The sequence below is a fragment of the Brevibacterium sp. 2SA genome, from assembly GCF_005502845.1.
GTDB lineage: Bacteria > Actinomycetota > Actinomycetes > Actinomycetales > Brevibacteriaceae > Brevibacterium.
On sequence record NZ_SCMW01000002.1, the window covers coordinates 60,251 to 81,884 of the forward strand.

Below are 21,634 nucleotides of genomic sequence, written 5' to 3' on the forward strand. Positions count from 1 at the left end.
GACGCCGGAGCGCTCTTCACGACGTCACGATGGTCAGAACGGCGGAGGATCATCGCGGTTGTCCTGATGCCATGTGATCGGCACGCTCCAGAACTGGTCGAGCGGCTCCACCCAGGTGTCTCCGGCGTCTTGTCGACGCCGTTGGGCTTCCCTCACCGACAATCGGCGGCCGGGCATCAGTCTCTTCATCGTCACCGGATCGGATCCTCGCGGCAGGCACGGCGGGAACTCCTCGTTGCGCCAGTTGAGCAGCTGAGCAAGCCGCTTCCGTCGGGCGAAGTCACGGGCCCGCTCGTATGTCTCCTGGATCCTGCGCCTGCGTTCGGTCTCCTCGGCGGATTTCCGCATCGCTTCGCGGCGCTGCCTGACGAGTTGTTCGTTCGGTTCGAGTTCGATGATGTACTTCGGCGGTGGGACCGGATGCTTCGGCTTCCACACCACGTGGGGTCTCATCCCGCTGATCGCAGCGAGCTCCATCGCCTGGGCCACCTCGATCGGCTGGTCAGGAGCGCGTGAGGTCGCCGTCACTCCGTGTCTGAACTCGTACTCGACACAGCCCGGTTCCTTCATCCGCACCCGCAGCAGGCAAGCGGTCTTGAGTGCGTGGTGCTTCCTGCACAGCGGATGGAGATTGCCGAACCGAGTGAGACCGCCTTTGAGCGGATCGAGCTTGAAGAACGGGACGATATGGTCGATCTCGGCTTTCACGGCAGCGCGAGCGCACCCCGGCACGCTGCAGCACTCCCACTGGGCGATGAGCGTCTTACGCACCTCATTGGGGATTCGATACGTCGTGGCCTTGGCATCGATCGGAGTGCCCGTCGCCGGGTCGGTGAGGATCCTCGTCACGGTGGAGCAGTGTCCGGCGATGCGCCGCGCGGTGTCGGCGGGGATCGGAGAACCGTCAGGCAGTGTGCCCGGCAGGTTCGATTCGCCGAGGAGGGACATCACGGGAACGGTGGTGACCATCGTCGCCTGAAGCGCGATCCACCACGAATGCATCGGCATCTCCGCGGCGATCCAACTCTCAGCGGTCTCCGTCTGATCGGCCCCGGCTCTGCAGAACGCGCTTCCCCGGTCAGCCGCCTCGGTGTCGACGGGGCCGTGTCCGGGAAGGGGCAGTCCCTCCACGCCGACACTGTTCGTCGCGGCGCCGTTAGCTGATGCGTTGCTCGCTGCGGTGCCGTCCCCTGAAGCGTTGTTCGTCGCGGTGCCGCCCCCTGAGGCATTGTTCGCTGCGGCGCTGTTCTTCATGATGATGGCGCCGTCGGGCCCGAGGTCGAAGAGCAGGTTTCCGTCGTCGTCGAGCAGCGGCTCCTCCTCGACCGACTGGATCCCGGTCACGGGGTCGATGCGGCGCACCTTGATGCTCAGCTTCGGCTGCGGTCGGGTGACGATGTCGTACATGAGGTTGTCGAAGGCACGATCGTCGATGATCTCGACCCCCGGCGGCAGATCGAATGCGGCGCCTCTGCGCGAATGGATGGCGCGAGCCATCGCCTCGACCCGCAGGTAGCACGCATGGAGTTCCTCGGCCGGCCCTGTCAGGGACATGCAGGCCGAACCGTTCTTGTACGTGTGCAGATCGACGCGGCGGCGCTCCTTGGCTGTCTGCGATCGGTCGTCGGCCGGTTCGAGCACGGCGATGAACTTCCGCAGAGCGGTCCGGAGACGGTCACTCGTGACATCGGCCCGGCGCTCGGCGAGATGGTCGTCGATCTCCGGGAGATAGCGGAGGGCCACTGATCGGCAGAGATCGCCGACGACCTGGACGTGAGCAATCGTGAACTCGCCGGCACGGACACGGTCGGCGAAACGCGGCAGCCCGTGGATGATCGTCATCGCCGTGCGCAGATGCCGATAGGTCCGGGCGATCGATTGACCGAGGATGGTCGCGGTCTCGATGACATCCTCATCGGCGACGTTGTCCTGCACCCAATCGGAGACTGTGGTGTCGAGGCGGAAGCCGGGGAAATCAGGGGTTTCCGCCGCGCCGTCGGATTCCGTGGTCTCGGCCGAGACGAGTGCCGTCGACGGCGGAGCGAGGTCCGCTTCGCACCACTGCCGCCACGCCAGCAGTGCAGGGTCGCGGAGAGCCACGGTCGTCGACGTGCGCGGCACCCACACGAGTTCGGTCGATGCGCTCACGTCGACATCGTCCGCCATTGCGTCGAATGCCGCGGCGAAGGGAGTCGTGGGCGCCGGCTTCCCTCGCGTCCCGGTGGTCGTCTTCGCGGCGGTGCCGTTCGCTGCGGTTCCCTGTGCTGCGGTTGGATCCGCGCCGGTCTCGTCGGCCGACGCAGCGGGATCGGGGTCCATGGCCGCCTCGGCGACTTCGTGCCGAAGCACGGATGCGGCGATCGTGGCGAAGCGATACGGCGCGTCGCCGTCGGGCAGGGGGACGTCGAGACGCCGGACGACGCGCTCCAACGTGATGCCTGCAGTGACGTCGAACGTGCGGAGCTGGATCTGGTCGGATTGCGCGGAGATCTCCGCGAGTTCGCTGATCCTCGACCCGAGTCGAATCGTCGGTCGAGCGGATTCACTGCGAGCAGCACCGTCGCAACCGCATCCCTCACCGGGATCGCGCCCGGTGGTTGCACCCGGATCACGCGCAGCGCCCCGTTCGCGACGACCAGCGCCAGCGCGAACACCAGCACCGTCGCAACCATCTGCGTTGCCCCGACCGCCGGCACCCGTATGACCCACAGCACCGTAACGAACACCGGCATCGTCGCAGACGTCGGGCTGTCGAGGGGCAGAGCCTGCACCAGCTGCGTCGAACGGCGCGTCGGTGGCACGACCGGGGCGCGGTCCGTCTCCACCGGGGAGGTCTTTCACGCTGGCTCACCTGCCTCTGACAACAGCGTCGGGGAAGCGATCTGCGAATCGTAATACGTAGTACGTCAATGCTAGACTATTCGAACATCAAATGGAATAGTGCGAGTCATATTCATGAGAAAAAGATTGTGATCTCTTTCTGACTGATGTCTCCTTGTGAGCTCTATTGTTGCACTCGTCACTGACACGACTTCGGATGTCACTGATGACCTGCGATGATTCCCGTTTCACCACAACTGCCCGCTTCCGGTACCCTCTCGACCCCACCGCGGACCGTCGCACGATTCGGCAATGATGCCGGACACGACTGCCGCGAGCATGCGAGGTTCTTCGCGAGCATGTGGTGGAGGGGGGCACGACTGCACGCGTCAGCGATGCCGAGCGCGACCGCGCGACCGCGCGGTGCCAGGCGCCACTGCGCGACCGTGCGATGCCGGGCGCCACTGCGCGACCGCGCGATGCTGGGCGATGCCGGCGCTGCTGTGCGATGCTGGGCGCTGCTGCACGAGCATGCGAAGCCGAGCACGACCGAACGAGCATGCGATGTCAAGCGCGACGGCAAGAGCATGCGACGTCACGCGGAGATGCGCGACCCCGCGAGGCAGATCATCCCCGGTCAGCCATACGTCCGGTCAGCCATGTTTCCGTCACCCATGCGTCCGGTCTGACCGGACGCACCTTCGTCATCCACACAAACCCCTACGACGGCACCCTCACTGGTCAGCCAGGTGCCCTCGCGGACCGGACGAACCGCGCCGTCCGCCGATCGCGTCGTCCCGACCGCCCACGGAACCGCGGGATGATGCGTCACGCAGAGCCGCCTCGGCGAAGCGGTGCCGCGTCGACCACGACAGGGCCAGGTACAGGAGGAACGAGATGACGAACGACGGAATCGTCGCACCCACGGGGCTTGCCCACACATAGGTGAGCAAGTAGGAGGCGAAGGCCCCGACGATCCACACGATGACCGCCGCCCAGTTCACCCCGCGGATGTAGGCGTACATCCCGCCCTCGTCACGGAGGATGTCCTTCGAGTAGAACCCGCGTTTGACGATGTAGTAGTCGGCGATGACGATCGCGAAGACGGGCACGAAGAACGCCCCGATGACGGTGAGGAACGCGGTGTACTGGTCGAGCAGCGCCAGCCACGTCGACCCGATGATCGAGATCGCCCCGAGGACGAGCGCCACCGGCAGGAAGCGCAGCCGAGACTGCTTCCTGGCGCCGATGACGGAGTTGACCATGCCGTAGACGACCATCGTGTTCGTCGCCATGACGGAGAGGAAGATGACGATCGCGAGCGGCCAGCCGAAGTGGTCGGCGAGCGCGGTGGGGTCGAAGGGTTCGGCCGCTCCCCCGTCGAGGAGGATGAAGCTGAAGGCGGTGAGCCCGAGCAGCATCGCCAGCACCGTCGACGTGATGTACCCCAGCCCCGAGCCGACGATGCCGGCGCGCTGGCTTCCGGCGAGTCGATTGAGATCCGCGGAGAGCACAGTCCACGAGATCGCCGTCGCAATGACGATGTCGAGTGCGAGGACCGGAGTGAAGCCGAGGCTCTCATCTGCGGGAATGCTGAGGTATTCGCTCGGTGCGTGGCCGATGAATGCGGTGACGAAGATGTAGGCCATGACGACGAGGATGAGCAGTGCGAACCATGGCTCGGCCTTCTCGATGCCTTCGTGGCCGAGGATCGCCAGTCCGACGACGAGCGCCTGGCAGAGCACGGAGAAGAGGACCGGGTTGGAGAAGCCCGTGGTCTGCTCGACGACGTAGTTGACGCTGATGCCGGCGAGCATCGCCTGCACCCAGCTCCAGCCCATGAGGATGATGATGTTGGCCGCGACCGGCAGGAAGCTGCCCTTCGCCCCGAATGCTCCCCGTGTCACCGCCATCGTCGCGAGTCCCGTCCGGGTGCCGATGTTGCCGATGAGCACGAGGACGATCGTGCCGATCACCGTGCCCGCCACGATCATCAGCGCCGCCGTGCCGTAGTCGATGCCCGGCACGAAGAGAGTTCCCGTGAGCATCGTCGTCACGACGAGGTTGGCCGCGAGCCAGATCATGAACATCCGTCCGGTGCCCAGTCTGCCCCGCACGACTCCCGAATCGTCCGAATCCGCAGCCAACCGGGCTTCGAGTCGGCGGTACCAGTTCACGGTGCGACCTCCGCGGCGGGGGTGGTGTCCGCCTCGGCGGTGTCCGGGACCGGGGACAGATGTTCGTGGATCGCGATGAGATCACCATCGCCGAGGCGGCGGAACACGATGCTCTCGCGTTCCCGATACGATTCCCGGCCCTCCCCGGTCTCGACGGTCGTGTCGACTGTGTGCGAGAAGACGGCGCCGCCCGGGAACGTCTGGATGAGCGGATCGCTGGAGACGCAGTCGATGACGGACCAGCCGTCGTCGAGCCAGCCGTTCCACGTCGCCTCGTACTCGGCACGCGAGTTCAGCCGGTGGCTCTCCGGGTGGAAGACGAACGAGGCGTCCGCGGCGAATCCGGCGAAGTACGCGGCGGTGTCGGTGGCGGCGAAGGCGTCCACGATGGCTGCGGCGGCTCGTTCGACGGCCTCGGCGCTCGGCGCGGAGGGGGCTGAGGGCACAGGGATCGACTTCTCTGTCATGATGCTCGGCAACTTCCTGTTGATGGTTGTTGAGCAACTCTAATGACGGAGATTCAGGACGCACTATCCGCCCTGGACAAGTTTTCCTGGCCACGCGCCAACGTGGATACGTGCGGGGACGGCGGGCGAGCTCGCGCAAGGGGAAGCGAACCCGGGAAGCGGGCGACCTCGCACCGGGGTCAGTGGGCCCGAACAGCGTCGGCAGCGCCGGCGTCCCCACGTCTCCACGGTCTCGACAGGTGGTTCGGCCCTCGACGCCGAGGCGCTTCCAGGCCCACCCTGGAATGGAACACCAGTCACGACCCACCGCGGAGGAGACATGGGCACAGACGACGCGACGGACCGGATCAGAGCGGCCGTCGACGCCAACTTCGCCGAGCAGCTGGCGGTGACGGCCGAACTCGTCGGGCTGCCGACCACGCGCGGTGACGAGGAACCCGGACAGGATCTCATCGAACGCAGCCTCCGCGGCCTCCGACTCGACGTCGACCGCTGGACGATCGACTCGGCCGAGCTGCGCGGCCATCGCGGATTCAGTCCGGCCACGGTCGATTACACGCGGATGACGAATGTCGTCGGGACCCATCGCCCCGAGCGCGACCTTGGCCGCTCCCTCATCCTCAACGGTCATATCGACGTCGTCCCTGCAGGACCGACCGGCCGTTGGTCGCGGTCACCGTGGGACGCCGAGGTCCGCGATGGGTGGATGTACGGACGCGGAGCGGGCGACATGAAGGCCGGGCTCGTGGCGAATCTCTTCGCGTTCACCGCTGTCCGAGATGCAGGGTTCGACCTCACCGGACGGGTGCACATCGAATCCGTCGTCGAGGAGGAGTGCACCGGCAACGGCTCGCTGGCGGCACTGCTGCGCGGATACACCGCCGATGCCGTCATCATTCCCGAACCGGAGGAGGACGCACTCGTCCGGGCGAATGTCGGCGTCATCTGGTTCACGGTCCTCGTCAGCGGAGAACCCACTCACCCGCGGGAGATGGCCAGCGGCTTCAACGCCCTCGACGCCGCCTACCACGTGATCGGTGCGCTGCGCGGACTCGAGGAGAGGTGGAACGAGCGGAAGGCCGACCACCCGCACTTCGCGGACCTCGACCATCCCATCAACGTCAACTTCGGCGGCATCCGCGGCGGCGACTGGCCATCCAGCGTCCCGGCCTGGTGCGAACTCCAGGTCCGCGTCGCCATCTACCCCGGCACTGAACCCGATGACGCGTGGGCGGAGATCGTCGACTGCGTCACCGAGGCGGCCCGCGGCACCGACCGACCGCTGAGCGGCCCGCCGGTGCCCCCATTCACCGCGGGGCTCACGCCGAACGGGTTCTATGCGCGGGGCTACGTGCTCGAGCCCGGAAGCGATGCGGAGACTCTGCTCGCCTCCGCGCACGCCTCGGTCGCCGGCAAGGAGCTGACCGCGTTCACCACCCCCGGCTACCTCGACGCTCAGGTGTTCGCGAACTTCGCCGACATGCCGGCGCTCGTCTACGGCCCGGTGACGAAGAACATCCACGGCTTCGACGAACGGGTGAGCGTGGAGTCGATCCGCCGCTGCACGACGACGATCGCCCTGTTCCTCGCGCAGTGGTGCGGAATCGACGATCGTCGACAGTCCTAGGAGCTCACCGGGTTGACGCCCTGCACCAGGAGCGCGGCGGCCGGATCGCTGCCATGGCGCCCGTCGAACTCCGCGAACGCGGTTTCGACCTCGGCATGCACAGCGCGCACGAGCGGCAGCCATTCCCCGTGGGTGACGATGAGGAACTGGCCCGCCCTCATCGCCTCGACGACCTGCGCCCCGACGGCGTCGGGGTCCGCGCCTTCGGCGAGCATCGCCGAATTCGCCGCGACCGCCTCGGCGTTCGTCTCCTCCCCGAGGAGCTCCGCCTGCCCCGCCGCCGCAGTCTCGGCGATCCGGGTCGATACGCTTCCCGGTGCGAGCACGGAGACGCCGATGCCGCTGCCGGCGAGTTCGCTGCGCAGCACCATTGAGAAGCCGACGCTCGCGAACTTCGAGGAGGCATAGGCGGCGACGTCGGCCATCGGAATGATGCCCGCCAGCGACGCGGTGTTGAGGATGTGCGCGGGCCTGCCCAGGCGGCGGAACCGCGGCAGGAACGTCGAGACGCCGAGGTACTGGGCGTCGAGATTGATCGAGTGCACCCAGCGCCACACCTCCCACGGGGTGGTCTCTGCTGAGCTCCCGCCGTTGACGCCGGCGTTGCTGCAGAGGATCGACACCGGGCCGAGTTCGGCCTCGACGGCATCCGCGGCAGCTTCCCAGGCGTCGGGGTCGCCGACGTCGAGGCGCACCGTGGTCACGGTGCCTCCGGCCGCCCGCAGCTCCTCTGCAGCCTGGGCGAGGCGGGCTTCGTCGATGTCGACGAGTCCGACCCGCGCCCCGGCAGCGACGAAGGCGCGGGAGAGTCCGAGTCCGATGCCGGAGGCCGCACCGGTGACGAAGGCGACCTCGCCGCGCGGCCATTGCTCAGTGTGGGCACTCGGTGCCGCACTCGAGGTGTCCGGGGTCGAGGTGCTGCTGGTGTTTTCGGGCATGACTTCTTCTGCTTTCTCTCGGTGATCTCTCTTCGTGACGGCGACCGTGGAACGGCCGCCGGTGCGGGCACCGCTGGATCAGCCGGTGTCTGCTGGTGCGGCCGCCGCTCAGCGCGTGCCGGCCAGCCCGGCCGCCGTTGGGTCAGCGCGTGCCGGCCAGCCCGGCCGCCGTTGGGTTAACGCGTGCCGGCCGGCGCGACCGGTTACCCGCCAAGGCGGCGCAGGAACTCCGCGCTCATGTAGCGCAGTCGGCCGACGGTCGTGCGCGGGTCGTAGCCGAGCCGCGTCGTGATCGACTCGTGCCGGGCCTGCAGGGTCGAATGGTGCATCGCCAGCCGCGCCGCGGCCGCGCGCAGGCTGTCGGCGTCGACGAGTTCGCGCAGGATCTCTGCGGTCACCGCGTCGAGGGATTCCAGGGCTGTGACGTCCGGGTGAGGGGAGGTGGGATCGTAGGCGCGGGCGAGGATGAGCATCGAACCCAGATCCGCTGCGTCGAGCACGGTTCCCGGTCCCTCGCCGAGGAGGCGGTGGGCGACGAGCGCAGCCTCCCACGAGTCCGGGGCCGAGTCCGCTCGGGTCCACGTGCCGATGCCGACGCGGGAGTGACCGTCCCACGCGTGATCAGCTGCTGCGACTCCGCCGGGGCGCACCTCGAGGGTCGTGTGGAGGACGCCGAGCGGAGTCGGGACCGGGGCGGTCTTCGTCCAGCGCGCTCCCGGGTCGTCGTCGCTGAGGATGACCCGCACCGAGGCGCCGAGATCGATCCCGAGCCGCACGAGCGCCGTCCGCCTCTCGGCCACCGCCCGTTCGGCGTCGACGACCACTTCGATCTCCCGCGTCGCGGAGTGCTGGGACGCCAGTCCCTCGACGGCCACGCCGAGGCGATCGGTGATCATCGCATCGTTGGCGTGCGGGCTGCCCTCGCGGACCAGCCACACCGCACCGGAGCGGAAGGCGACGACGGATCCGCGGGGACGGTCGGCCGCCTCGGCGAGGCGCCTGCCGGCGGGATCGTACGCGGTCACCCTGCCGTCCACCTCGGCGACCGCCGGACAGCCGGCGAGCGCCGCAGCGGCACGCAGCAGGCTCCCGAGCCCCGCCCCACGGGAGGTCAGGGCGTCGAAGTACCCGACGACCTTGAGCGTTTCGCTCGCCTCCGGGTCGAGGGCGGTGAGTTTTCCGAGGAGATCGCGCATATCAGCTCCGCTGTCCGATGACCCCTTGGTAGGGCGCGCACCGCTGGGACCTCAACGGTCTCCGATCGTCCTCGCCACCCAGGAATCCCGTGCGGCAAGCGACGCCTGACTCACCGCGGCATGCGGGGCGAGCATCTCGAAACCGTGGAACCCGCCGGCCCACACGTGGAGTTCGGCATCGACGCCCGCCTCCCACAGCCCCAGCGCATAGGCGACGTCCTCATCACGGAAGACCTCCGCGCTGCCGCAGTCGATGTACGTCGGCGGCAGGCCCGACAGGTCCGTCGCCCGCGCGGGTGCGGCATAGATCGAGACGTCCTCGGTGCCGACCCGATCGCCGAGGAGGCTCGACCAGCCGTAGCGGTTGCTGTCCCTCGTCCACGTCGTCCGCTCCGTGACCTGCGCCGCCGACGCTGTGGCGTCACGGTCGTCGATCATCGGGCAGATGAGCACCTGCCCGGCCAGCCGCGGCCCCGATCGATCGCGGGCCAGCAGCGCGGTGCCCGCGGCGATGCCGCCGCCCGCGCTCGCGCCGACGATGATCATGCGGTCGGGATCGACGCCGAGGTCAGCGGCGTGCTCGGCCATCCACACGAGACCCGCATACGAGTCCTCGACGGGGTAGGGGTCGGGATGCTCAGGGGCGAGCCGGTAGTCGACGGTGAGGACGACGGCATCGTGCTCGACGATCCACGGCAGAGTCTGCTGCACGCCGAGGAGGCGGTGGCCGGTGACCATCCCGCCGCCGTGGACGTGGTAGATCCCCGGACCGGTGCCGGTGTGGTCGGCACGGGAGAAGATCGTCCCGGCGAGCTCGGCGCCATCGGCGACGGGGATGACGACGTCGCGGCTGATGACGCCGAGGGCCGCAAGGTCTTCGGGGTCGAGGCCGGGCAGCTGTGCCCCGTCCGCATCGCGCATCGCGGCGGCGGTCTCGGCATTCATCGTCCCCGCGGGCAGGGATTCGAGCATCACCTCGAGTGCCGCATCGAGTTCGGGGTCGTGAGGTGGTCGGGTCACGGTCATGGTTCCTCCTCGCTGAGTGAGTGGTCGGTTCCATCCTCACCGCGGCAGGGAGCGGGCCGGAACCGCCGGATGCGGCAGATCAGGCAGGCCCTCCCCGCCGATCGCGCGGTTCCCGCGCTGGGCGCGCGGCTCCCCCGCCGCTTGCGCAGTCACTCTCACCCCCGGCGGCAGAGCCTCACATCTGCCCGGTCGTCTGGAACCTCTCGTGCCACGACAGCGCCTCGGCGAGCAGGTGCGGGGTGTGCCGACCGTGCGGGTTCGCAGCGATCGCCCGGTCGAGGTAGTCGGTGAGTCGGTCGCGGAAGTCCGGGTGGGCGCAGTCGGCGATGATCCGGCGGGCCCGGGCCACGGGTGAGAGTCCGCGCAGGTCGGCCAGTCCCTGCTCGGTGACGAGGACCTGGGTGTCGTGCTCGGTGTGGTCGATGTGGCTGGCGAAGGGCACGATCGAGGAGATCGCACCGCCCTTGGCCAGCGAGTTCGAGACGAAGAAGTTGAGGTAGGCGTTGCGGGCGAAGTCCCCGGACCCGCCGATGCCGTTGATGATCGAGGACCCCATGACATGGGTCGAGTTGACGTTGCCGTAGATGTCGGCCTCGACCATCCCGTTGATCGCGACGACGCCGAGGCGGCGGACGGCTTCGGGATGGTTCGACATCTCCTGCGTCCGCAGGAGGATCCGCCCCTTGTACGACTCGATGTTCGCGTTGAACTCCTCGGCCCGCTCGGCCGAGAGCGAGAACGCCGTCGCCGACACCGAGGTGAGCTTGCCCGAGTCGATGAGGTCGAGCATGCCGTCCTGGATCACCTCGGTGTAGGCGCGCAGTCCCTCGAACTCGCTGTCGGCGAGGTTGGCCATGACCGCATTGGCGACGTTGCCGACGCCCGACTGCAGCGGCAGCAGGGACGGCGGGAGCCGATCGGCGCGGATCTCGTGACGGAGGAAGTCGACGAGGTGGGCGGCGATCGCCTGCGAATCCGCATCGGCCGGTTTGAACGGCAGGTTCCGGTCCGGGTGGTTCGTCTCGACGATCGCGACGACCTTCTCCGGGTCGACCCGCAGGTACGGATCGCCGATGCGCTGCATCGACTCGAGGAGCTGGATCGGGAGCCGCTCGGGCGGGCGCCTCGTCCCGTAGTAGACGTCGTGGAAGCCCTCGTACGCCCGCGGATGCCACTCATTGACCTCGAGGATGACTCTGTCGGCGAGGTCGAGCCACGTCTTCGAGTTCCCCACCGAGCTGCCGGGCACCAGCAGGCCGTTGGGCAGGACCGCGGCGACCTCGACGACCGCGACGTCGAGGTTCCCGTAGAAGCCGAACCACGCCTGCTGCGCCGAATGGCTGAGATGCGTGTCGATGTACTCCGTCTGCCCGTCGTTGATCGACTGCCGCATGCGGGGATCGGACTGGAACGGCAGGCGCTTGCTCACCGCTCCCGACTCGGCGAGGACTCCGTCGAGCTCCGGCGCCGTCGAGGCACCCGTCCACAGTTCGACGGCGAAGTCGCGGCCCGCGGCGTGTTCGTCCTTCGCCCTGGCAGCCAGCGCCGGCGGCACGAGCTTCGGGTACCCGGATCCGGTGAAGCCGCTCGTGGCGACCCGGTCGCCGTTCCTGATGTGCGCGGCCGCCTCAGCGGCGGTGACGACTCGGGGACGCAGGGTGGGGCAGGTGATCCTCGACATGTCCCGCAGTCTATCGAGGCGCACTACGGCCGCGGTGAGCGGGTGGCCCGCCGCCTCTCACTCCCGTTCGAGACCGGCGAGGAACTCCGGGGCGTCGAGGGCGATCCGTGCCTCGGCTGCGACTCCGACGGCGAGCATGTCCTCGTCGACGTCGAACCGCTCCGTGTGGTGGCCCCACGAGGTCTCCATCCCGATCTGGAGGTACGTCGCCAGTCCCCCGCGCTCCGTGACCCGCCTCATCATCGCCGTCGCGTCCTCGGAGCCGCCGAGCCCGCCGGTGTCGCGGATCTCGGCGACCCCGGGCACACCGGTGAAGGATGCGCGGATGAACGGCAGCAGCTCCGGGCTCGGGGACGCCGTGTCCGCGCGGCCGACGACGGTCACCTCATGGTCGACGCCGTGCATGAGGGCAGCCCCGGCGACGACCTCGGCGGCGCGGTCGACCATGAAGTCGTTGATCTCGCTCGTCTCCCCGCGCGTTTCGACGGCGAGGAGGGCAGCGCGCGGGACGACGTTGCGCCCCTCGCCTGCGGTGAGGGTGCCGACGTTGATCCGGCTCGCGCCCTCCGAATGGCGTGGGATCGCATGGAGGCCCAGGGTCGCCGAGGCGGCCGCCAGCAGCGCGTTCCGCCCCTTCTCCGGGTCGCCTCCGGCATGCGCGCCGACACCGGTGAATCTGACGTCGAACTTCGTCGAGGCGAGGTATCCGTCGACGCCGGTGAGGACGTTGCCCTTGTCGTCGTCGGACTTCAGGTGTGTCGCGACGAAGAGGTCGACGTCATCGAACCACCCGGCCGCGACGATCGAATGCGCACCCCGCACCCCCTCCTCGGCGGGTTGGAAGATGATCTTCACGGTGCCCGTCAGGTCCGCGGCGATGTCGGTGAGCACGCTCGCCAGCCCCAGCCCCATCGCCGCATGCCCGTCGTGCCCGCAGCCGTGCATGGCGCCGTCGTTGATCGAGGCGAAGCCCTCGGCGAACGGCCGGTGGCTGTCGTCGGCGAGTTCGTTGAGGTCGTTGGCGTCGATGTCGAAGCGGAAGCACACGACCGGCCCGGGCCGTCCCGTCTCGAGGACGCCGAGGACCCCGGTGAAGCCCTCGCCCATCGCCTCGACGAGTTCCGGATCCGCTCCCTGGTCGACGGCCCGTGCACGGGCAGCGGCGAGGACCTCGGCATCGGGCACCCCGAGGCGGGCGGAGGCCTCGTGGAGTTCGGGACCGTAGATCGTCGCCCAGCCGAGGTCCCGGAGTGCTCCGATGACCGCCGAGGTGGTCCGGAACTCCGTCCACGCCGTCTCCGCATGCCGGTGGAAGTCCCGGCGCCAGCGGGTGAGATTCGACCGCAGCTGCGCGGAGAGCGTCGGGGCGGGTGTCATCAGGCCGGTCTCCTTCGGGTCAGGGCTGTCTGCTGTGGGCTGCTGGGTTGGGTCCGTGGACAGCGGACGTCAGTGCATACTGTGGGCGCGTATGAGCTCGGCGGCTCGGTCGTGGTCGCGGGCTTCGATCGCCGCGACGATGTCGACATGCAATTGCAACCGCTCGTCGATGTAGTCCGACAGCGGCACGTGCGGGCCGGGCAGCACATTGACCGTGTGATCGTCCATGATCCCCATGATGTTGAGGTAGACCTGGCGCAGCAGCTGGTTCGGCGTGATCTCGGCGATGCGCCGGTGCAGGCACCAGTTGGCCTCGAGGAACTGATCGGGGTCACGGGCGGCAACGGCGGCGCGCATGTCCTCGATGAGCGCCCAGAGCTCGCGGATGTCAGTGAGCGATCCATGGTCGACCGCCTCGGCGGCAAGCAGGGGTTCGAGCGAATCCCGCACCTGCATGGCATCCTCGACCGTCGTCGAGTCCGCATCGAGCGCGAGCAGCGAGCTGCCGAGCTTCGCCATCGGCGTCGGTGAGGCCGCGAACAGTCCGCCGCCGGGCCCCGGACGCAGGGTGATGACGCCGCGCGCCTGGAGCAGGCGCAGCGCCTCGTTGAAGGTGCCCTTCGAGACCCCGCACTCGGCTTGGATCGCGCCCTTGGTCCCCAACCGCTGTCCCGGGTCGAGCCCTTCGGCGAGGGCGGCGACGATGTCGACGGCACGATCGACCGACGAGGATGCTCCCCGCGACGTCGTGGCCATGTCATCCTCCCCTTCACCGGTGTGCGCCTGCCAGTCCCGAGGGTACCCGACCGTGGTGGTTGACATCATGACGATCCGCGCGGCATTCTGGTTCCCAACAATTCATCATGATTAATTATGCTGAATTGGTCGACGGTCCTCGCCCGCCTCGGCGATCAGACGATCATGATCGACATTCTCGTCCGAAGGAGAACGACGAATGAGCACACCAACCACGCCTCCCGTCCGCACCGACGTCCTCGTCGTCGGCGCCGGCCCCACCGGCCTGACACTCTCAGCGATCCTCGCCCGCGACGGCGTCGACGCGATGACGATCACTCGCTACCCCACGACGGCACACTCGCCGCGGGCCCACATCACGAACCAGCGCACGATGGAGGTCTTCCGCGACCTCGGATTCGAAGACGCCATCATCGCCGCGGCGACGCCGAATCCCTACATGCGCAACAACGTGTGGGCGACGAGCTTCGCCGGGCAGGAGATCGCGCGGCTCGAGACGTGGGGCACCGGCACCGCGCGCTCCGGCGACTACGAGGTCGCCAGCCCCAGCGCGATGTGCAACATCCCCCAGCACATCCTCGAACCCGTCATCGCCGAGGCGGCTCGCGACTTCGGTGCCGACATCCGCTTCTCCACGGAGCTCGTCTCCGCCGTCGAGACCCCTGACGGCGTCGAGGCGACGGTGCGCAACCGGGACACCGGGGAGGAGTCGACGATCCTGGCGACGTACATCGTCGGCGCCGACGGCGGCCGGTCGACCGTGGCCGAGGAGTTCGGGTTCACCTTCAGCGGCGAGTCCAACCTCGGGGCGGCCCTCAACGTCTGGCTCGAGGCCGATCTGACGAAGTACTGCGACTACCGCCCCGGCACCCTCTACTGGATGGCACAGCCGGGCAATGACTACTGGGTGGGGTCGGGGACGTGGATCTGCGTCAAGCCGTTCACCGAATGGGTGCTGCTGGCGATGTACGACCCGGCCGAGGGCGAACCGGACACCGACACCGAGGCGCTCGTCGCCCGGGCACAGGCGACGATCGGGGACCCTGACGTCGAGGTGAGGATCAAGCAGGTGTCGAAGTGGCAGATCAACCACGTCGTCGCCGACGCCTACCGGCGCGGGCCGGCGTTCCTCGCCGGTGACGCCGCGCACCGGCATCCGCCGGCCAACGGGTTGGGCACGAACACCTCGATCCAGGACGCCTTCAACCTCGGCTGGAAGCTCTGCGCCGTCCTCAAGGGCGAAGCCCCTGACGCGCTCCTCGACACGTACAGCCAGGAGCGGCAGCCGGTGGGCAGGCGCGTCGTCGACCGGGCGATGAAGAGCGTCGTCGACATGGGTCCGATCTCCAAGGCGCTCGGCTTCGCGCCCGGGCAGTCGGCCGAGGACGGCTGGGCGAGTCTCGACTCGCTCTTCAATGATCCGGACCGCCGTCGAGAGCTCATCGAGGCGATCGAGCTGCAGAACTACCAGTTCAACGCCCACGGCATCGAGCTCGGTCAGCTCTACGAGTCCGACGCCATCGTCCCGGCGGCAGAACCGGCGGCAGGTCCTGACGTCGACGTCGATCTCGACCATGTGCCGTCGACGCGACCGGGTGCCCCGCTGCCCCACGCCTGGGTCGACCATGACCGTCAGCGGCTGTCCACCCTCGATCTCGTCGGGCGCACCGGATGGACGCTCATCACCGGCCAGGCCGATGAGGGCTGGGCTGAGGCCGCGGCGGCGGTCTCCCGCGACCTCGGCGTCGAAGTGAGGACGGCGCAGGTGAGCATGGGCGGGGACTTCAACGATGTCCTGCATCGGTGGATCGAGATCAGCGATGTCGACGATTCGGGAGCGCTGCTCGTCCGGCCCGACCGGATCATCGCGTGGAACGCTCCCACCCGGCCATCGGACCCGGAAGCCGCGCTGCGGACGGCGATGGCGACGGCGCTGGGGCGGGGGTCGTCGGAGTCGGGTTCGGAGGAACACCGCACCGCCGGTCAGGAGTCCCTCGCCGAGGCGGGGGCCTGACCTCTGCGGACCGCGGCGGGACTCGGGTTGGTCCGCCGCCTCGGTGGGGTCCGCCTCCTCGGTGCGGAACGAGGGATGCGTGCGGGAATCTGACGAAGCGTCATGACGCAGCAGCGCCCCGATCCGAGTGCGGATCGGGGCGCCGTGCGGCGGAGGTCGGCGCGCTAGGCGAAGATGCTCACGCCTCCGGGGCCGACGAGGAGGCCGACGACGATGAGGATGACTCCCCAGAGGATCTGCTTGCGGAAGATCGCGAAGATGCCGGAGATGACGAGGATCGCGGCGATGATCCAGAGGATGGTGGCGAGCATGATGTGTCCTTTCCTAGGTGTGGAGCATGGGGTTGGGGTTTGCTGTGGTCTCAGTGCCTCGGTGAAGCTCAGTGCCTCGGCGTCCCGGTGCGCGAGTCAGGGCCGTCGGTGAGATCCGTGCGAGGGTCGACGCGGTTGCGGTCGCCGCCTCCGCGGTTGCGGGAGAGACGGTACTGGTCGGGGTCGACTCCGTTCGGGTTTCCGCGGCGCTGGTCGGCTCCATCGACTCCCCTGCCGTCAGTGGTGTCGACCCCCGCCTCGTCGGTGGTGTCGAACGTCCGCTGTTCCGTGACCTCGTAGCCGACGCCATCGGCACCGTCGTAGGCACGGGTGTCGGATTCGGCATAACCGCGTCCGTCGGCCGTGTCGAAGGCGCGGCGTTCCGTGGTCTCGTAGCCGACACCATCGGCACCCTCGTAGGCACGGGTGTCGGATTCGGCGTATCCGCGTCCGTCGGCGGTGTCGAATGTCCGCTGCTCGGTACCGGCGTAGCCGCGGCCGTCGGCGGTTTCAAACGTCCGCTGTTCGGTGCCGGCGTAACCGCGGCCGTCCGCGGTCTCGAACCCACGGACGTCTGACGATTCCGAGGCGACGCCATCGGCGGTGTCATAGGTGCGGCTCTCGGACGCCGCATAACCGGTTCCCGCTGCCGCAGCGTAGCCGCTGTCACGATCGCGGCCGTCACGATCGCGGCCGTCGCGGCCGTCGCGATCCGTGCGGTCCCACTCCCCATCGCGGCGAGAATCGACGTCCCCATCGCGGCGACGATCGGCGTCGCCATCGGCGCGGCGATCAGCGTCGGTGTTCGTGTCCGGATCGAGCTCATCGGCACGCTGGAGGAAGCGCTCCTGCTCGAGCCGGGACTTCTCAGCCGAGTCCTCGAGTTGGTTGGCCGCGGTGTCGTATTCGTCGGCACGAGCTGCGGCCTTGAGGGATTCGACTTCCGCCTGGCGGGCAGCCTCGGCCTTCGCGTCGGCTTCGGCCTGGGCGTCGCGGGCACGTGCTCGTGCCGCCTCTGCCTCCGTTTCGTAGGCCGCCGTCGTCGGAGCGGCAGCGGCGACCTCCTCGCGGATCTGGGCGGCCTGCTGGCGGCGCTCTTCCATCTTCTTGGCCCGGGCTCGCCGAGCGAGCGCGACGATGACGATGATGGCGATGATGACGACGACGGCTGCGACGACGATCCAGATGATGGTGGTGCCGTTCATGTCTCTATTCCCTTTCAGCCCGCTCGATCGACATCGATCGAGGTGAGGTAAACACCAGCGTGGTCTCATCGTGGCACGGATGCCGTTTGCCAGCAAGCATTATTGCGCATATGTCTTGCCGAATGACACAAGTTCGTCACAAGCTGGACGACGGGCCCGAGTCGGCTGTACTTCGCTCCCCTGCTGGGCAACAGTGGAGGGATGGACCAGTCACCCCGCAGTCCCCTCGCCATCAGCGAACTGGCCGCCGAGCACGGCCTCGCGCTCGTTCCCGAGTCGGTCTCCATCGATGAGATCGGCCTGGACTTCCGTGTCGCCTTCGCCGAGGCAGCCGACGGTTCAGCGTGGGTGCTGCGCATTCCGCGCCGCCCGGATGTCACCGAGCGTGCCGACATCGAGGGACGGTTCCTTGGCAGCGTCGCCCGGCACCTGAGCGTCGACGTCCCCGACTGGCAGATCCACACCGACCGCCTCATCGCCTATCCTCTGCTGCCGGGCAGTCCTGGCCTCACCCTCGACGACGATGCGCAGCCTCGGTGGCATTTCGATGTCGAAGCGCTCGACTATGCGCACTCGCTCGGTGATGTCCTCGCGGAACTCCATGCTGTCGATCCGGCGGTGGTGCGCGATTCGGGGATTCCCGTCCTCTCCCCCGCCGAGGTGAGGCAGCAGAAGCGCGAGGACATCGCTGCCGTGGTCAGGGAGTTCGAGGTCGCAGAGGATCTGCGGGAGCGCTGGGCGGCGTGGCTCGACGACGATCGGTACTGGCCGACGTGGTCGACGGTGACGCACGGGGAGATCTACCCTGCGCATCAGCTCATGGAGGGAACCCGCATCGTCGGCCTGCTCGACTGGACGACGGCGGCGGTCGGCGATCCTGCGCGGGATTTCATGTTCCACCAGATGAGCGCGTCTCCCGAGGCGTTCGACAGGACGGTCGCGCGCTATGTCGAGCACGGCGGGAGGGTGTGGCCCAAACTCGCCGAGCACTGTGCGGAGATGTTCTCGACCGCGGCGGTCGACCTGGGGCTCTATGCCCTCGACACCGGCGACGTCGACCACCTCGAGGCCGCACGCGAACAGCTCAATCCCGTCGCGGGGTGAGGGTAGGCGGAGTCAGGACCGAGTCGGACTCAGAGCCTCGACTCGCTCGGGAGCCAGATCCATCCTTCCCGACTGACGCGGTCCTGCAGTTGCACGGGCGGCGGAGTGGCCTCGCCTCGTGCAACGGCGCGCGCCAGCAGAGCCGAGACGACTGCGTCCAAAGCGTTATCGTCATCGGTGCAGAGGGCTTCGCTCCCATTCCAGTCGATGCCATCGAAGATCCGTGAGAGTGCCTCCACAAGTGACACCCGCTCGGCGGAGCGGTCACGGCCCTTGTATCCACTGCTCGGCAATGACCAGCAGTGCAGTGCTGCGCCGGGATACACCTCGCAGATTCGGCCAGAACCATCCCGAGACACGTCGACCCCGTCCGCTCTGAGTCGCGCGTCGATGCCTGCCCACCGCAACGCAGGGTAAGCGATGCGATCGGTGGAAACGCTGAGCGGAACTTTCCCCGTGCGCTCGCGGACAGCCAGGTCCGTTGCTCGCATCGCCATGGTGCGTCGCCAATCAGGTCCCGTTGTCTGCGGCGCTCTGAGTGTGCGGTGGGCATGGTCGCTGACCAGTTGAACAAAGGGATCAGGCCACCCCAAGGGAACATCGAGACCGACCTTCTCCGTCGACACGATCACATCGACCACGGCATCATCGTCGATTCCCACCTCAAGGTCGTCGATGACGAGGCCGTTGTCGTCACTGATGATGGCGAGAGCGGTGCGTTTGGGATCGGCCGCCAGATCGACTCCGCCATACTTCATGGTGTCAGGCTAGCAAGCGACTGCGGCAGGCTCCGGCTCCCCGATAGCCTGGTGGCATGGGTGATTTCATCAAGCAGCGTTACGGTGCCCCACGGGGATTCTTCGCGGCTGAGGCGGCCGGGCTCGAATGGCTTGCCGCACCGGGAGTCGTGCCCGTCGTCGGCGTTCGCGGGGTCGACGAGGACTCCCTGCGACTTACCCGGCTTGAGACGATCAGCCCGAATGCCGGTGATGCAGCCGAGTTCGGTCGCAGGCTCGCGCGACTGCACGACTCGGGCGCTGCGGCATTCGGATGGGCACCAGCCGGCACGGCGTGGTTCGGTCCTCTCGATTCGCCCTTCGAGGTGCCCGTGTCCGCTGACTCGTCCTTCTCCGACTTCTGGGTGCGCACTCGTCTGGCGCCCACGGCCTCGACCATCGCCGGAGAGCTGACGGCCGAGGAGAACTCAGCGATCACCTCGGCGATCGAGGCCATCGAGTCCGGAGCCTTCGACGGAATCTCCGGCACCGGCACCGAGCCGCCGTCGCGCGTGCACGGCGACCTGTGGTCAGGCAATCTCATGTGGACTCCCGACGGCGGCACACTCATCGATCCTGCCGCGCACGGCGGCCACCGTCTCGAGGACCTTGCCCTCCTCGCGCTCTTCGGCACACCGTACCTCGAGGAGATCTTCTCCGGCTACGAGGCCGAGCACCCGCTGCCCCGCGGATGGCGCGGCGACCTGCCGGCGCATTCGCTCTTCGCCCTGCTTGCCCACGTCCGCCTGTTCGGCAGGGGTTTCCTCGGACAGACGCTCGCAGCCGCGCGGGCCGTCGTCGCACGCAGAGACGAACTCGACGGCTGAGCATCGGCGGCCCATCACTCTCCACACCGGCTCGAGCAGCCGGCACCGGTCCGGCCCGAGGACCGGACCGGACCGGTGCCGGCTGGGGAGCGGTCACCTCGGCGAGGGCATCACTTCAGGGAGATCTCCACGGGATCGGAGAAGATTCCGCCTGCGAACGTGAGCCGGTCGGGGCTGACGTCCTTGGGCACATCGAAGACGAGGACGCCTTCAGCGGTGTTGCCGGGGTTGATCTCCTCGAGGAAGAGAATCGAGTCCTCATCGGCGTAGAGCCCGGCCTCCGAATCGGAGGAGTACGCGTTGCCCTTGTCATCGCCGAGCTTGATGTTGTCCTCGTAGAAGAACGCCGGCTCTGACGTCGTGTTCTTCACGGAAACCGACACCTTGACGAACTGCCCCTGAGCCTTCGTGTTGAGGTATTCGCTGCCGACCGTCGAGACGCCGTCCTCGACCTTGTCGACGGTGATCTCCCACCCGTCGGCGGCGACGGCGTCACCCATGCCGTACTCGGCGGGCGCGGCGGCTTTGTCCTCGGCGGGCTGGCCTTCCGTGCCGTTCTCCTCGGCGGGCTGCTCCTCGGCGTTGTTCTCCTCGGCGGAGCCCGCCTCGCTGCCTTCCTGCGACGTCGTCGACCCGGTGTCCTCGGTGGTGTCGCCGCCTCCGCCGTTGATGGCGTTGATGAGCATGATGACGACGACGATGACGATGAGCCAGAACCACCAGCGCTTGAGGAGCGGCTTCTTCTGCTTCGCGGGCTTCTGGCCGTTCGGCGGCCCGGGCTGTCCGAACGCCGGGGCGTAAGCAGGCTGGCCGTGGGGCGCCGACTGCTGGGGTCCGGTGCCCGCGGGAGCGTAGCCGCCCTGGACGTTCGGGTACGGAGAGACATACTGCGGCTGCATCGGCTGCCCCGCCTGCGGATGCCCCTGGTGGGATGGCTGGCCGGGCTGCTGGGGACGCGGCTGCTGGGGTCCGGGCTGCTGAGGGTTCTGCGGGTTCGACATGGCGCTCCTTGATCGGCTGAGGTGGCCTGGACCGGTGTCGTTCGACACCGGAGGCTCAGTGGGAGCTTCGCCGCCCGAGGCGACCGGCGAAGCGGGTGATTGTGACCCACCCAGCTTCGATCAGCACCGAACCGGCCGCGTCCGCCCATCGGCTCGATCGGGTTAGCCGATCGGTGGAGGCCGCGCGACCCGATCGGTGGACTACGCGTGTCAGACCGTCCCGTTACGATTCTTCTGTGTCAGGTCATCCACTCCCGCCGCAGCGCGGGCCACAGCCGCCTCAGCGCGACGGGCAGCCGACTGCCGGCGGGTCGCAGCCGCCGCAGCACGG

General features: G+C 68.2%; 17 protein-coding genes. 4 read left to right on the forward strand and 13 right to left on the reverse strand.

Translation table 11 applies throughout. The annotated features are described in order from the left end of the window. Positions 1–33: 33 nt before the first annotated feature. The 3 genes from FFS20_RS01490 to FFS20_RS01500 form a co-directional block, all read right to left on the reverse strand. The gene (locus tag FFS20_RS01490) at positions 34–2,430 is read right to left on the reverse strand and encodes a DUF222 domain-containing protein (RefSeq protein WP_137824171.1); all 2,397 of its coding nucleotides are present in this window, start codon (positions 2,428–2,430) and stop codon (positions 34–36) included. A 1,124-nt stretch (positions 2,431–3,554) separates the two neighbouring features. Beyond that, entirely contained in the window at positions 3,555–4,997 is a 1,443-nt protein-coding gene (locus FFS20_RS01495) for a cytosine permease (RefSeq protein WP_349290508.1), read from the reverse strand. Further along, a complete protein-coding gene (locus tag FFS20_RS01500) occupies positions 4,994–5,464 on the reverse strand; it encodes a nuclear transport factor 2 family protein (RefSeq protein ID WP_137824172.1) in 471 nt (156 codons plus the stop codon). The genes FFS20_RS01495 and FFS20_RS01500 overlap by 4 nt, the downstream gene beginning before the upstream one ends. Positions 5,465–5,783: 319 nt before the next feature. On the opposite strand from FFS20_RS01500, the gene FFS20_RS01505 reads away from it, so the two are divergent. Then, positions 5,784–7,091 (forward strand): ArgE/DapE family deacylase, encoded by a 1,308-nt coding sequence (locus FFS20_RS01505; protein ID WP_137824173.1) that lies wholly within the window; start codon positions 5,784–5,786, stop codon positions 7,089–7,091. On the opposite strand, the gene FFS20_RS01510 is transcribed toward FFS20_RS01505, so the two are convergent. The 6 genes from FFS20_RS01510 to FFS20_RS01535 all read right to left on the reverse strand — a co-directional run bounded on the left by FFS20_RS01510 (position 7,088) and on the right by FFS20_RS01535 (position 14,065). After that, positions 7,088–8,029, reverse strand: a complete 942-nt coding sequence (locus tag FFS20_RS01510; RefSeq protein WP_137824174.1) for an SDR family oxidoreductase — start codon at positions 8,027–8,029, stop codon at positions 7,088–7,090. The two genes, FFS20_RS01505 and FFS20_RS01510, sit on opposite strands and share 4 nt — an antisense overlap. Positions 8,030–8,232: 203 nt before the next feature. Then, a complete protein-coding gene (locus FFS20_RS01515) occupies positions 8,233–9,225 on the reverse strand; it encodes a hypothetical protein (protein WP_137824175.1) in 993 nt (330 codons plus the stop codon). Positions 9,226–9,276: 51 nt separating this feature from the next. After that, positions 9,277–10,251, reverse strand: coding sequence for an alpha/beta hydrolase fold domain-containing protein (locus FFS20_RS01520; protein WP_137824176.1), 975 nt, complete (start codon positions 10,249–10,251; stop codon positions 9,277–9,279). 175 nt (positions 10,252–10,426) lie between these two features. Beyond that, positions 10,427–11,932: an acetyl-CoA hydrolase/transferase family protein gene (locus FFS20_RS01525; protein WP_137824177.1), complete on the reverse strand. Its 1,506-nt coding sequence runs from the start codon at positions 11,930–11,932 to the stop codon at positions 10,427–10,429. Between the two features lie 57 nt (positions 11,933–11,989). Then, positions 11,990–13,309, reverse strand: a complete 1,320-nt coding sequence (locus tag FFS20_RS01530; RefSeq protein WP_137824178.1) for an amidohydrolase — start codon at positions 13,307–13,309, stop codon at positions 11,990–11,992. A gap of 69 nt (positions 13,310–13,378) precedes the next feature. Further along, on the reverse strand, positions 13,379–14,065 hold the full coding sequence (locus FFS20_RS01535; RefSeq protein WP_137824179.1) for an FCD domain-containing protein: 687 nt from the start codon (positions 14,063–14,065) through the stop codon (positions 13,379–13,381). Between the two features lie 199 nt (positions 14,066–14,264). On the opposite strand from FFS20_RS01535, the gene FFS20_RS01540 reads away from it, so the two are divergent. Beyond that, positions 14,265–16,079 carry an FAD-dependent monooxygenase gene (locus FFS20_RS01540; RefSeq protein WP_137824180.1) on the forward strand — a complete coding sequence of 605 codons (1,815 nt, stop codon included), beginning with the start codon at positions 14,265–14,267 and terminating at the stop codon, positions 16,077–16,079. Between the two features lie 164 nt (positions 16,080–16,243). On the opposite strand, the gene FFS20_RS17830 is transcribed toward FFS20_RS01540, so the two are convergent. Beyond that, positions 16,244–16,390, reverse strand: coding sequence for a GPGG-motif small membrane protein (locus FFS20_RS17830; RefSeq protein WP_009374756.1), 147 nt, complete (start codon positions 16,388–16,390; stop codon positions 16,244–16,246). Between the two features lie 68 nt (positions 16,391–16,458). Further along, positions 16,459–17,595 (reverse strand): hypothetical protein, encoded by a 1,137-nt coding sequence (locus tag FFS20_RS01545; RefSeq protein ID WP_137824181.1) that lies wholly within the window; start codon positions 17,593–17,595, stop codon positions 16,459–16,461. Between the two features lie 201 nt (positions 17,596–17,796). On the opposite strand from FFS20_RS01545, the gene FFS20_RS01550 reads away from it, so the two are divergent. After that, the gene (locus FFS20_RS01550; RefSeq protein ID WP_137824182.1) at positions 17,797–18,699 is read left to right on the forward strand and encodes a macrolide 2'-phosphotransferase; all 903 of its coding nucleotides are present in this window, start codon (positions 17,797–17,799) and stop codon (positions 18,697–18,699) included. A gap of 29 nt (positions 18,700–18,728) precedes the next feature. On the opposite strand, the gene FFS20_RS01555 is transcribed toward FFS20_RS01550, so the two are convergent. Further along, positions 18,729–19,457, reverse strand: coding sequence for a DUF429 domain-containing protein (locus tag FFS20_RS01555; RefSeq protein ID WP_137824183.1), 729 nt, complete (start codon positions 19,455–19,457; stop codon positions 18,729–18,731). Between the two features lie 56 nt (positions 19,458–19,513). Between FFS20_RS01555 and FFS20_RS01560 the strand changes: the two genes are divergently transcribed. Then, a complete protein-coding gene (locus FFS20_RS01560) occupies positions 19,514–20,302 on the forward strand; it encodes a fructosamine kinase family protein (protein ID WP_137824184.1) in 789 nt (262 codons plus the stop codon). Between the two features lie 110 nt (positions 20,303–20,412). On the opposite strand, the gene FFS20_RS01565 is transcribed toward FFS20_RS01560, so the two are convergent. Then, entirely contained in the window at positions 20,413–21,303 is an 891-nt protein-coding gene (locus tag FFS20_RS01565) for a DUF4352 domain-containing protein (RefSeq protein WP_137824185.1), read from the reverse strand. Positions 21,304–21,634 lie beyond the last annotated feature (331 nt).